This window comes from Pedococcus ginsenosidimutans (assembly GCF_039544395.1).
Classification (GTDB): domain Bacteria; phylum Actinomycetota; class Actinomycetes; order Actinomycetales; family Dermatophilaceae; genus Pedococcus; species Pedococcus ginsenosidimutans.
Genome location: NZ_BAABLO010000011.1, coordinates 247056 through 259044, shown reverse-complemented (window position 1 = coordinate 259044; position 11989 = coordinate 247056). Strand labels below are relative to the sequence as shown.

Below are 11989 nucleotides of genomic sequence, written 5' to 3'. Positions count from 1 at the left end.
CACACCCTCGTGGGGATGCGGCTCCTCGCTGCCCCCGGACCTTCGGCCACTCGCCCGGAAGTGTGGGGGCGGCGGCGTACGGGGGCCCAGCTTTCGGCCACTCGCCCGGAAGTGTGGGCGCGGCGGCGTACGGGGGCCCAACTTTCGGCCACTCGCCCGGAAGTGTGGGCGCGGCGGCGTACGGGGGGCCAAACTTCGGCCACTCGTCCGGAAGTGCGGGCGCGGCGACGGCGCAGCGGCACGCCGGCGACCGCGGGCCGGTCGACCTCAGCGGGACACGGGTGAGGTGTCCTCGAGCTCCTGGCTGAAGACGAAGCGCCGGTAGGCCCAGAACCGGAACAGCGTGCCGAGCCCGATGCCGACGACCTTGGCGGCGTTCTCCGCGGCGAGGCTCGTCGGCCCCGACACCAGCTGGTTGGTGAGCCCGACGCACGCGGCCTGGATCAGCAGGGCCACGCCGTTGGTGAGCGCGAACAGCATGGCCTCGTGGTGGACCGGCCGGTTGCGCCGGTGCCGGAACGTCCACATCCGGTTGCCGACCCACGCGACCGCGGTGGCGACGGCGGCGGAGATGATGGTCGCGATGACCGCCCTGGACAGGATCCAGGTGCCCTCGCCCTGAAGCACGGTCGCCCGCAGGAGGTTGAACCCGCCGAGGTCGATGACGAAGGCCACCGCCCCCACCACCCCGAACTTGATGATCTCGCGGTAGAGGACGTCGACCGTCCCGCGCAGGCGCGTGACGAGGGAGGGGCTCGCTGACACCAGTGGAGACTATCGGCGCGACCTGTATGCCGCGTGGCGGCTCGCGCGCGCCCGACCCGTGAGGCGGGGCGAAGGCTCCCGCGTCTGGGCCGATATCCTCGCCGCGTGACCTCACCGCAGCGTGCTCCCGGAGGGTTCCCGGTCGTCGGCGTCATCGGCGGGGGGCAGCTGGCGCGGATGTGCGCCGGCCCGGCCGCCGAGCTCTCCATCACCCTCAGCGTCCTGTCCGAGGCGCCCGACGCGGCTGCGGCCCAGGTGGTCCCGCACTCGCCGGTCGGTGACCACACCGACGTCGACGACGTGCTCGACTTCGCCCGTCACTGCGACGTCGTGACGTTCGACCACGAGCACGTGCCCCCGGCCGTCCTCGAGGCCCTGGTGTCCTCGGGGGTGGCCCTGCACCCGACGCCGGAGGCCCTTCGCTTCGCCCAGGACAAGCTGGCGATGCGCGAGCGCCTCACCACCATCGGGGTCGCCTGCCCGCGGTGGGCACGGGCCCGCACCGCGGCAGAGGTCGAGGACTTCGCCGAGCAGGTCGGCTGGCCCGTGGTGGCCAAGACGCCGCGCGGGGGCTACGACGGCAAGGGCGTGCGCGTCATCGGCTCCGCCGCGGAGGTCGCGGACTGGCTCGACCAGGTGGGCGCGCCCGGTGCCCTGCACGACGGCGTGCTCCTGGAGGAGAAGGTCGACTTCGTCCGCGAGCTCGCCGTGCTCATCGCCCGCAGCCCGTCCAACCAGGCCGCGGCGTGGCCCGTCGTCGAGACGGTCCAGACCGACGGCATCTGCACCGAGGTACTCGCCCCCGCTCCCGGCCTCGACCCCGACCTCGCGGCCGTGGCCACCGAGGCGGGCCTGCGCATCGCCGAGGAGCTCGGCGTCACCGGGGTGTTCGCCGTGGAGATGTTCGAGGTGCGCGACCCCGGCTCCGGCGCGGCCGCGTACGTCGTCAACGAGCTCGCGATGCGTCCCCACAACAGCGGCCACTGGTCGATGGACGGCGCGGTCACCGGGCAGTTCGAGCAGCACCTGCGCGCGGTCCTCGACCTCCCGCTGGGCGCCCCCACACCGCGAGCCCCCTGGACCGTCATGGCGAACGTCCTCGGCGGCGACTACCCGGACCTGTACCCCGCGTACCGCCACATCATGGCCAGGGACCCCGCGCTCAAGGTGCACCTCTACGGCAAGGCGGTCCGACCCGGCCGCAAGATCGGGCACGTGACCGTCAGCGGCACCGACCTCGACGACCTGCGCGAGCGGGCGCGTCACGCGGCCGACTACCTCGCAGGAGTGATCACCGAATGAGCGACCAGCAGCAGGCGCCCCTCGTCGGGCTCGTGATGGGCAGCGACAGCGACTGGCCCGTCATGGAGCTGGCCGCCTCGGCGCTCGAGGAGTTCGGCGTGCCCTACGAGGCGGACGTCGTCTCGGCGCACCGCATGCCGGAGGAGATGATCGCCTACGGACAGCAGGCCGCCGGTCGCGGCCTGCGCGTCGTCATCGCCGGCGCGGGGGGCGCGGCCCACCTGCCGGGCATGCTCGCCGCCGTGACCCCGCTGCCCGTCATCGGTGTGCCGGTCCCGCTCAAGCACCTCGACGGCATGGACTCGTTGCTGTCCATCGTCCAGATGCCCGCCGGGGTGCCGGTCGCCACGGTCTCGGTGGGTGGCGCCCGCAACGCCGGGCTGCTGGCGGTTCGGGTGCTGGCCGCGGGGGAGGGCCCGTACGCCGTGGGACTGCGCGAGGCGATGGTGCGCTTCCAGGGCGACCTGCGCGACCAGGCGCACGCGAAGGGCGCAGCCCTGCGCGAGCGCCGCGGGCGCTAGCGGACGACCGGGCCGGCCTGTCGCGCCTGGTGGGGGCGATCAGGGCTGCAGAACGGGGATGTCCGACTCCCAGTACGACGCCGTGAAGCGAGCGTCCCAGGCGCCGGGCACCTTGCCGAGCTGGTTGATCGTCGTCGAGGTGCCGCGGTAGGGGAAGACCTCGTAGACGCGTGCGACATCGCTGCTGCTGTTCGTGGCGAGCAGGATCCAGCTGCGCGGTCCGCAGTTGTTGAGCGCGAGCCCGTCGAAGCTCCAGGTCGAGCCGCGCAGCAGGGTGAGCCTGGGGGCGAACGCACCGCTGCGCTTCATCGTGACCAGGTAGAGCGCGCCCTTCTTCGTCGTCATGAGCAGCGCGTCGACGGCGGTCGCGTCGTCCCACGCACGGTACTGGTAGGCGAGCGTCATGGCCGTGACCCCGCCGAAGCCGGCCTTGGCACCAGCGGCGGCCACGCTCGGTGACCCCCACGTCTTCTCCGAGACCTTGTACCGGGCGAGGTTTCCGGTCCGGCCGCTCACGGCGTAGAGGTAGCCGCTCTTGGTCAGCTCGGGGTTGCGGTCGGAGGCGTCGACCATCTTGGTGACGGATCCCCAGCCGGTCCCGAACTTCTTCTCGGTGTAGGCCTTGGTCTGCTTGACCGTGTTGTAGTGCGTGGTCCCGAAGACCAGCCGGTCCGTGCGGACGGCGAACTGCCGGTAGTAGAGGTAGCGGGACGGGTAGTAGACGGCGTCCCACTGCGCGCTCACCCCTGCCATCGCGCTCACCTGTGCCGGGGCCGTGTAGAGGCGCTCCTGGTACGGCGCCTTGCCGTAGTCGCTGCTGTCGAAGACCTGCTGCGTCAGGTCGGCGTCCGGCTCGATGGTGCTGGCCTCGAGGCGGCACCCCGGGACGCTGGGGACGACGGCCCCGGGTGCGGCCGCAGGCGCTCCTGCTGGCGTGCGCGCGGGCGCGGACGCCGCGGAGCCGGCGGTGGCGAGCGCGGACGCGGCGAGTGCGGTCACGGCGACTGCGGACGCCACGCGGGCACGGACGGACCTGGTGGTCATGGGTTCCCCTCACGGTACGGCGCGGCGGTTCCCCCGGGCGTTCCCCTCGAACGCCCGCGCCGCCGGCGCGGCCCAGTGTGGCAGGGGAACGGGTGTCAGCGGGCCATTCCGGAGGACCGGGCCTCGCGCCACTCGATCTTGGGGCAGGTGTCCATGACGACCCCGAGCCCCGCCGCCCTGGCCCGGGCGGCAGCGGCCTCGTCGACCACGCCGAGCTGCATCCACACGGCGTCGATGGTGAGGCGGTCCTTGTGCGCGATGGCGTCGTCGACGACCGCGCCGACGTGCTCGGAGCTGACGAAGCAGTCGACCACCTTGATGTCGGTGCCGTCGGGGATGTCGGCGATGGAGGCGTAGCCCTGCTCGCCGTGCACGGTCTCCGCGGAGGGGTGCACGGGGATGATCCCCTTGCCCAGCTCGACCTTCAGCCAGCGTGACACGTCGAAGGCCGGGCGCTCCTGGTTGGACGACAGCCCCACCACCACCCAGGTGCCGGGGTCGGCCAGCAGCTCGCGGACCAGCTCGGGGTCGTTCTGGTGCTTCAACGTCATACCCGCAGCATCACACGTCCACCTGAAGGCGCAAGCGCGGTGGCGGGACGGCCCGGGCGAAGGCCCCTCCGGGAGGCCCTAAGATCGTCCGCGGACCCCAACCGTGAAGGAACACCTGTGAAGATCACCGTCGTCGGCCTCGGCAAGATCGGGCTGCCCCTCGCCGTGCAGTTCGCCAAGTCTGGACACGACGTCCTCGGAGCCGACGTGAGCCAGCCCGTGGTCGACCAGGTCAACGCCGGCACCGAGCCGTTCCCCGGTGAGGCGCACCTCGCGGAGTACCTCGCCGAGGTCGTGCCCGCCGGCAACCTCAAGGCCACCACCGACACCGCCGCCGCGGTCGCCGAGAGCGACGCCGTCGTGGTCGTGGTCCCGCTGTTCGTCGACGAGGAGGCCCGCCCCGACTTCGGCTGGATGGACTCGGCCACGGACGACATCGCCCGCGGGCTCAAGCCGGGCACGCTGGTCATCTACGAGACCACCCTCCCGGTCGGCACCACCCGCACCCGGTGGAAGCCGAAGCTGGAGCAGGGCAGCGGGCTCGTGGAGGGCACGGACTTCCACCTCGTCTTCTCGCCCGAGCGGGTGCTGACGGGTCGTGTCTTCGCCGACCTGCGCAAGTACCCCAAGCTCCTCGGCGGGCTCTCGGAGGCCGGTGCGGCCAAGGCCGTCGAGTTCTACGAGCAGGTGCTGCAGTTCGACGAGCGCCCCGACCTCGAGCGCGGCAACGGCGTCTGGGACCTCGGCAGCGCGGAGGCCGCCGAGATGGCCAAGCTGGCCGAGACGACCTACCGCGACGTCAACATCGGCCTCGCCAACCAGTTCGGCGCGTTCGCCGCGAAGAACGGCATCGACGTCTTCCAGGTCATTGAGGCCAGCAACTCCCAGCCCTACAGCCACATCCACCGTCCCGGCATCGCCGTCGGCGGCCACTGCATCCCCGTCTACCCGCGCCTCTACCTGTGGAACGACCCGGACGCCACCGTCGTGCGCGCCGCTCGCGAGGCCAACGCCGCGATGCCCGCCTACACCGTGGGCCTGACCGTCGGCGCGGCCGGCGGCAGCCTCCGGGGCAAGAAGGTCGCCGTCCTCGGCGCCTCCTACCGTGGCGGCGTCAAGGAGACCGCGTTCTCGGGCGTCTTCGCCACGGTCGACGCGCTGCGCGAGGCGGGTGCGCAGGTCGTGGTCCACGACCCGATGTACTCCGCGGAGGAGCTCGCCAAGTTCGGCTGGGACGCCTACTCGCTCGGCGACCCGGTGGACGTCGTCGTCGTCCAGGCCGACCACGCGGAGTACCGCGACCTGTCGGCCAAGGACTTCCCGGACGTGCAGGTCGTCGTGGACGGCCGCCGCGTCCTGGACGCGGAGCGCTTCGACGGCGTGCGCTTCCTGGTCGTCGGCCAGGCCGAGAAGGTCGGCTGAGGCGTGGCGGTCCGCATCGTCGACTCGGCGGACGTCGCCGACGGCGCGAGCATCGGTGACGGCTCGTCCATCTGGCACCTCGCACAGGTGCGCGAGGGTGCCGTGCTGGGCGAGAACTGCGTCGTCGGCCGCGGTGCCTACGTCGGCACCGGCGTGCAGATGGGCGACAACTGCAAGCTGCAGAACTACGCCCTCGTCTACGAGCCCGCCGTCCTCGAGGACGGCGTCTTCGTGGGGCCGGCCGTGGTGTTCACCAACGACCACTTCCCGCGCGCCGTCAGCCCCGACGGCACGCTGAAGACCGGCGACGACTGGGAGGCGGTCGGGGTCACCTGCCGCACCGGCGCGTCGATCGGGGCCCGCAGCGTCTGCGTGGCCCCGGTGACCATCGGACGCTGGGCCCTCGTGGCCGCGGGGTCGGTGGTCACCAAGGACGTCCCCGACTTCGCCCTCGTGGCCGGCGTGCCCTCACGGCGGATCCGGTGGGTCGGCAAGGCGGGCGTCCCCCTCGAGCAGGACGAGTCCGGCACGTGGGTCTGCCCGCAGACCGGAGACCAGTACACCGAGCACGACAACACCCTGACGGAGGCCGTCGCACCATGACCGAGTTCATCCCCCCTGCCAAGCCGCTCATCGGCGACGAGGAGCGCGAGGCGGTCGACCGCGTCCTGCGCAGCGGCATGCTCGCCCAGGGCCCGGAGGTCAAGGCCTTCGAGGAGGAGTTCTCCGCGCACTTCGGCCTCGGCCGCGCCTGCGTCGCCGTCAACTCCGGCACTTCCGGCCAGCACCTCGGCCTGCTCTCCTCGGGCGTCAAGGCCGGTGACGAGGTCATCGTCCCGTCGTTCACCTTCGCCGCGACGGCCAACTCGGTCGCGCTGACGGGTGCCACGCCGGTGTTCGCCGACATCTCGGCCGACGACTTCTGCCTCGACCCGGCCTCCGTCGAGGCCGCCATCACCGACAAGACCGTCGGGATCATGCCCGTCCACCTCTACGGCCACCCGGCCAAGATGGACCAGCTCATGGCCATCGCCGACAAGCACGGCCTGCAGGTCTACGAGGACGCGGCGCAGGCGCACGGCGCCTCCCTCAACGGCACCCCGGTCGGCGCGTTCGGCACCTTCGCGATGTTCTCGCTCTACCCGACCAAGAACATGACGTCGGGCGAGGGCGGCATGGTCTCGGTGGCGAACGCCGAGGTCGAGCGCCTCATGCGGCTCTACCGCAACCAGGGCATGGAGAAGCAGTACCACAACGAGGTCGTCGGCTTTAACACCCGCATGACCGACATCCACGCCGCGATCGGCCGCGTCCAGCTCACCAAGGTGGGCGCCTGGACCAAGCAGCGCCAGGAGAACGCCGCCTTCCTGTCGGCCAACCTCGAGGGTGTCACGACGCCGCCGGTCGCCGAGGGCGCCGTGCACGTCTACCACCAGTACACCGTCCGCGTGCCGCAGGACCGCGACGGCCTCGCCGCCGCGCTGCGCGAGGAGTACAACATCGGCTCCGGCATGTTCTACCCCGTGCCCAACCACCGCCTGGCGCCGTTCGTGGGCGACGGGAGCGTCGACCTGCCCGAGACGGAGAAGGCCGCGGCCGAGTGCCTGTCGCTGCCCGTGCACCCCTCGCTGAGCCAGGACGACCTCGAGCGCATCGTCACCGCGGTCAACGCCCTGGCGAAGGCCGGTGCCTGATGGCCAACCTGCGCGCCGGCCTCATCGGCCTCGGCATGATGGGCCGCCACCACGCCCGCGTCCTCGGCTCGCTGCCGGGGGTCGACCTGGTGGCTGTGGCCGACCCCGGTGGTGACGCCCACGGCGTCGCGGGCAGCCGCCCGCTCGAGGACTCCATCGAGGGCCTGATCAAGCACGACCTCGACTACTGCATGGTCGCGGTCCCGACCATCTACCACGAGCCCGTGGGCCTGGCCCTGGCCGCGGCCGGGGTGCACGCGATCATCGAGAAGCCGCTGGCCCAGGACACCCCTTCGGCGGTGCGCCTGGCCAACGCGTTCAAGGACGCCGGCCTCGTCGGCGCCGTCGGCCACATCGAGCGCTACAACCCGGCCCTGCAGCAGGCCCGGGCGCGCCTGGAGGCCGGCGAGCTCGGCGACGTCTACCAGGTGACGACCCGGCGCCAGGGCCCGTTCCCGGCCCGCATCGCCGACGTGGGCGTGGTCAAGGACCTCGGCACCCACGACATCGACCTGACCGCCTGGGTGACCCAGCAGTCCTACACCTCGGTCGCCGCCCGCACCGCGTACAAGTCCGGGCGCCAGCACGAGGACCTCGTCGCGGTCGTCGGGCAGCTCAGCGGCGGCGCGGTCACCAGCCACCTCGTCAACTGGCTGTCGCCGCTCAAGGAGCGGGTCACGATCATCACCGGCGAGCGCGGCGCGTTCGTGGCCGACACCCTCACCGCCGACCTGACGTTCTACGCCAACGGCGAGGTCCGCAACACGTGGGACGACATCGCGAACTTCCGCGGGGTCTCCGAGGGCGACGTGGTCCGCTACGCCATCGCCAAGCCCGAGCCGCTGCGGGTCGAGCACGAGAACTTCCGTGACGCCGTGCTCGGCAAGGACGCCGACATCGTCACCATGGAGCAGGGCCTGACGACCGTGCGCGTCGCCGAGGCCTGCATCGAGTCGGCCACCACCGGACAGACCATCTCGCTGGCCCAGGCCTGAGGTCCCGCTGTTGCGGGGTCTGCTGGGGCACCTGAGGCTGCGCGTCCCCCCGACGCGCGAGGCCGCCGACCAGTCCATGGGCGGTCAGGCGGTCCTGTCGACCCTCGGGGTCGTCGTCCAGGGCGTCGTCCGGTTCGTCTACAGCGTCCTGGTCGGCAACACCTTCGGGAAGCTGGTCCTGGGCGCGGTCAACTCCGGGATCTCGCTCGCGCTCTTCGCGAGCCTGCTCGTCCCCAGCGCCACGGCGATGGCGGCGAGCAAGCACGTGGCGCGCGCCCGCGGGGCGGGCGACCTCGACGAGGGTGACCGGGTCGCCGGCTACCTGGGCCGCCTGACCCTGGCCGCGATGGCCGTGCTCGGCATCGGCGCTGCCGTCCTCGCGCCGCCACTGCTCGGCCTCGGGGTCCTGGAGTCCGTCCTCACCGGCGCGCTCGCGGTGACGTACTCGGGCTACGTGTTCGTCCGCGGGTTCCTGTTCGGTGCAGGCCAGGTCGTGCGCGCCACCGTCTGGGACGTGCTCTCCTCGGTGCTCGCCCTGGCCGGCCTGGCGGCCGTCGTGCTCGCCGACACGACCGCCTGGCTCCTCCTGCCGCTGGTCCTCGGCTACGGCGCGTACTGCGCGGTGAGCTGGCCGCGGGGGAGGCCCGGTGCGGTCGCGCCCGAGCTGCGGCGCGAGATCCGGGGCTTCGTGGTGCTCACCCTGGTCAACAGCGTCGCGACCGGCGGCTTCCTGCAGCTGACCATGGTCGCGGCCCAGTTCTGGGACCGCCTCGACGCCGGGTCGTTCGCTGCGGCCCTTTCGCTGGCCACCCCCGCGTCCCTCGTGTCACGCTCGCTCACGCTCGTGCTCTTCCCGAGCCTGTCGGCGGCCCACGGCCGCGGCGACCTCGTCGGGGCCCGGCAGCGCACCGACGTCGCCACCCGCGGCCTGGTCGTCCTGAGCCTCGCCACGTTCGGCCCGTTGATGCTGGTGAGCCCGCTGCTCATCGACCTGTTCTACCGCCGCGGTGGCTACGCCGAGGCCAAGCTGCTGCTGCCGGTCCTGCTCGCGGCGGTGCTCGTGACCAACGTCGCCGCCGGGGCCATCAACAGCCTGCTCAGCCGTGAGCACCGCTACAGCCGCATCGTCGTCACCGCCAGCATCGTCGGTGCCGTCGTCGGCATGACCTGGTGGGCGCTGCGCGCTCCGGAGGCCGGGGTCGCGCAGGTCGCCACCGGGTTCCTCGTCGGCTCGGCCGTCGTGGGCCTGTGGCCCGTCGTGGCCGTCTGGGTGCTCGACCGCCACGTCTGGTCCGCCCTCGCCGTCCGCTTCCTCGTGGGCTGCGGGGTGCTGGCGGCTGCCGTCTGGTGGCAGCAGTCGACCGAGATGTCGGGGCTCGCGCAGGTGGGGACGGCCGTGGGCTTCGTGGCCCTCTGGCTCGGGGTCAGTGCGGGCGACGTACGGCGCCTCGTCGGCGCCGCGCGCCGGTGATGGATGGACGGGCGTTCAGGGTGCCGCTGCTAGCATCAGAACCCATGTCTGCGCTCTACCCCGTCATGTCCCGCTGATGGCGCAGCTGACCGCCCCCACGGTCGAGCGCCAGGACGACCCGGCCGCGCCGCCGCCGCTGGACCGCTCCAGGTTCCGTCCCGACATCGAGGGCCTGCGCGCCATCGCCGTGGGCAGCGTCCTGCTCTGGCACGCCGGCGTACCCGGCATCCCCGGTGGCTTCGTGGGCGTGGACGTCTTCTTCGTCATCTCCGGCTACCTCATGACCAACCTGCTCGTGCGCGAGCTCGAGCAGCGCGGCCACATCTCCTTCCGGGGCTTCTACGCCCGACGGGCCAAGCGGTTGCTGCCGGCGGCGTCGTTCACCCTCCTGTGGGTCGCGATCCTCACCATCGCACTGCTGCCGAAGATCCGGTGGGCCGACGTGGGCAAGGACATCGTCGCCAGCGGCCTCTACGGCATCAACTGGCGCCTCGCCAACGGCTCGGTCGACTACCTCGGGGCGCACGCCGCACCGAGCCCCGTCCAGCACTTCTGGTCCCTCGCGGTCGAGGAGCAGTTCTACTTCATCTGGCCGCTGGTGCTGGCGGTGATCGGCGTGCTGGCCCGGCGCCGGGCCTCCAAGCGCGGCCCCGTCGTGGTCGGCCTGTGCCTCATCGCCGTCCCGTCGTTCCTCTGGTCCGTCTACTACACGGCCGCCGCCCCCGAGAAGGCCTACTTCGTCACCACGACCCGCCTGTGGGAGCTGGCCGTCGGCGGGCTCGTCGCCGTGCTCGCGCCCACGCTGCTGCGGGTGCTGCGACCCGCCGTCGCCGCGGCACTCGGCTGGGTCGGCCTGGCCGCCGTGGCCGTCACCATCCTCGTGCTCGAGTCGAGCGCGCCGTTCCCGGGCGCCATCGCCGCGGTCCCGATCCTCGGCACGGCAGCGGTCATCGCCGTCGGCCCGTCGGCCGGCAGGCACGGCCCCGTGGCCGTCCTGCGCGCCCCGGTGATGCAGTTCCTCGGGAAGCTGTCCTACTCCCTGTACCTCTGGCACTGGCCGATCCTCGTGGTCGCCGCAGCGGTCCTGCTCGACAAGCCGGGCTCGCTCGACCCGTGGCGCGGGCTGCTGGTCGTCTGCCTCTCGATCATCCCGGCCTGGATCTCCTTCAAGGTCGTCGAGGAGCCGGTCCGGCGTCGCCGCCCGTCGCCCACTTCTCCCCACACCTGGCCGCTGCGCCTCGGCCTCGTCTGCACCATCGTGTCGGTCCTGGCCGGGGTGGGCGTCTACACCGCCTCGTCCGTGGTCAACCGGCCGCTGAAGATGGTCGCCGGCCAGAAGTACGGCGCCGAGGTGCTGCCCGACCAGCCGCGGGGCGCGGCCGCGGGCCAGCCGGTCGACGACCCGGGCCGCTTCCTGCCCTCCGCCACCGCGGCCCGCAACGACATCCCCAGCGTCTACGCCGACGGCTGCCACGTGAAGAACAACGACTCGCCGGTCGCCAAGGGCTGCACGTACGGCAACCGCAACGGCTCCTTCACCGTGGCCGTCGTGGGCGACTCGCACGCCGCGCAGTGGGTGCCGACGTTCCAGGCCCTGGCGAAGGCCAAGGGCTGGCGGGTGCTCGCCTACACCAAGTCGGGCTGCCCGCTCGCCGACGAGACCGTGCCGCTGGGCAAGGACGAGCGCCCCTACACCGGCTGCGACGGCTGGAACAAGGACGTCACGAGCAAGCTCCTGGCCGCCAAGCCGGACGTCGTCGTCACCTCGGCCACCGAGTACCCCGTCATGGACGGCACCACGGTGCTCGGCAAGCAGGTCAGCGACACCCGCATGGTCGACGGGCTGCGGCGCAGCTGGGCCAGGCTCACCGGCGCCGGCATCAAGGTGCTGGCAGTGGCCGACACCCCGCGCCCCGGCTTCGACATGGCCGACTGCGTGTCCTCCAACGAGGGCCACCTCACCAAGTGCGCGCTGCCGCGCACCAAGGCGTTCAAGCTGGCCGGGTCCACGGTCTCCAAGGCGGCAGCGGGCCAGAAGGACGTCCGGCTGGTCGACCTCGGCGACTTCATCTGCCCCGACACCCGCTGCGCGCCGGTGATCGGCAGGGTCCTGGTCTACCGCGACACCGACCACCTCACGGCGACCTACGCGCGTACCCTCGCCGACCGCATGTACGCCGCGATGGGCCCGTTCGCCCAGCCCACGCGCTAGCGCGGAGGCCAC

At 72.3% G+C, this 11989-nt stretch carries 11 protein-coding genes; 8 read left to right on the top strand and 3 right to left on the bottom strand.

Features of this window, described 5'->3' with window-relative positions; translation table 11 throughout:
- Positions 1-267: 267 nt before the first annotated feature.
- Positions 268-765 (bottom strand): GtrA family protein, encoded by a 498-nt coding sequence (locus tag ABEA42_RS12190; protein ID WP_345503647.1) that lies wholly within the window; start codon positions 763-765, stop codon positions 268-270.
- Positions 766-870: 105 nt separating this feature from the next.
- Here ABEA42_RS12190 and ABEA42_RS12185 point away from each other — a divergent pair, with 105 nt between their 5' ends.
- Together ABEA42_RS12185 and purE are read left to right on the top strand one after the other, a co-directional pair.
- Positions 871-2067, top strand: a complete 1197-nt coding sequence (locus ABEA42_RS12185; protein WP_345503646.1) for a 5-(carboxyamino)imidazole ribonucleotide synthase — start codon at positions 871-873, stop codon at positions 2065-2067.
- Positions 2064-2588 (top strand): 5-(carboxyamino)imidazole ribonucleotide mutase, encoded by a 525-nt coding sequence (purE, locus tag ABEA42_RS12180; protein ID WP_345503644.1) that lies wholly within the window; start codon positions 2064-2066, stop codon positions 2586-2588. Before ABEA42_RS12185 ends, purE begins: the two co-directional genes overlap by 4 nt.
- Before the next feature lie 39 nt (positions 2589-2627).
- Here purE and ABEA42_RS12175 read toward each other — a convergent pair whose 3' ends face one another.
- A complete protein-coding gene (locus ABEA42_RS12175) occupies positions 2628-3632 on the bottom strand; it encodes a hypothetical protein (RefSeq protein WP_345503641.1) in 1005 nt (334 codons plus the stop codon).
- A 95-nt stretch (positions 3633-3727) separates the two neighbouring features.
- Entirely contained in the window at positions 3728-4183 is a 456-nt protein-coding gene (locus ABEA42_RS12170; RefSeq protein WP_345503640.1) for a CoA-binding protein, read from the bottom strand.
- Positions 4184-4300: 117 nt separating this feature from the next.
- On the opposite strand from ABEA42_RS12170, the gene ABEA42_RS12165 reads away from it, so the two are divergent.
- The 6 genes from ABEA42_RS12165 to ABEA42_RS12140 all read left to right on the top strand — a co-directional run bounded on the left by ABEA42_RS12165 (position 4301) and on the right by ABEA42_RS12140 (position 11977).
- A complete protein-coding gene (locus ABEA42_RS12165; protein WP_345503639.1) occupies positions 4301-5605 on the top strand; it encodes a nucleotide sugar dehydrogenase in 1305 nt (434 codons plus the stop codon).
- Positions 5606-5608: 3 nt separating this feature from the next.
- Positions 5609-6208, top strand: a complete 600-nt coding sequence (locus ABEA42_RS12160; RefSeq protein ID WP_345503637.1) for an acyltransferase — start codon at positions 5609-5611, stop codon at positions 6206-6208.
- Positions 6205-7299 carry a DegT/DnrJ/EryC1/StrS family aminotransferase gene (locus ABEA42_RS12155; protein ID WP_345503635.1) on the top strand — a complete coding sequence of 365 codons (1095 nt, stop codon included), beginning with the start codon at positions 6205-6207 and terminating at the stop codon, positions 7297-7299. Before ABEA42_RS12160 ends, ABEA42_RS12155 begins: the two co-directional genes overlap by 4 nt.
- Positions 7299-8294, top strand: a complete 996-nt coding sequence (locus ABEA42_RS12150) for a Gfo/Idh/MocA family protein (RefSeq protein WP_345503634.1) — start codon at positions 7299-7301, stop codon at positions 8292-8294. The genes ABEA42_RS12155 and ABEA42_RS12150 overlap by 1 nt, the downstream gene beginning before the upstream one ends.
- A 10-nt stretch (positions 8295-8304) precedes the next feature.
- Positions 8305-9765 carry a lipopolysaccharide biosynthesis protein gene (locus ABEA42_RS12145; protein ID WP_345503632.1) on the top strand — a complete coding sequence of 487 codons (1461 nt, stop codon included), beginning with the start codon at positions 8305-8307 and terminating at the stop codon, positions 9763-9765.
- 76 nt (positions 9766-9841) lie between these two features.
- Positions 9842-11977 (top strand): acyltransferase family protein, encoded by a 2136-nt coding sequence (locus ABEA42_RS12140; RefSeq protein ID WP_345503631.1) that lies wholly within the window; start codon positions 9842-9844, stop codon positions 11975-11977.
- The last annotated feature ends 12 nt before the right edge of the window (positions 11978-11989 follow it).

Coding starts and splice junctions, on each gene's coding strand:
- ABEA42_RS12140 (WP_345503631.1), top strand. CDS start 9,842: ATGGCGCAGCTGACCGCCCCCACGGTCGAGCGCCAGGACGACCCGGCC.
- ABEA42_RS12175 (WP_345503641.1), bottom strand. CDS start 3,632: ATGACCACCAGGTCCGTCCGTGCCCGCGTGGCGTCCGCAGTCGCCGTG.
- ABEA42_RS12170 (WP_345503640.1), bottom strand. CDS start 4,183: ATGACGTTGAAGCACCAGAACGACCCCGAGCTGGTCCGCGAGCTGCTG.
- ABEA42_RS12150 (WP_345503634.1), top strand. CDS start 7,299: ATGGCCAACCTGCGCGCCGGCCTCATCGGCCTCGGCATGATGGGCCGC.
- ABEA42_RS12155 (WP_345503635.1), top strand. CDS start 6,205: ATGACCGAGTTCATCCCCCCTGCCAAGCCGCTCATCGGCGACGAGGAG.
- purE (WP_345503644.1), top strand. CDS start 2,064: ATGAGCGACCAGCAGCAGGCGCCCCTCGTCGGGCTCGTGATGGGCAGC.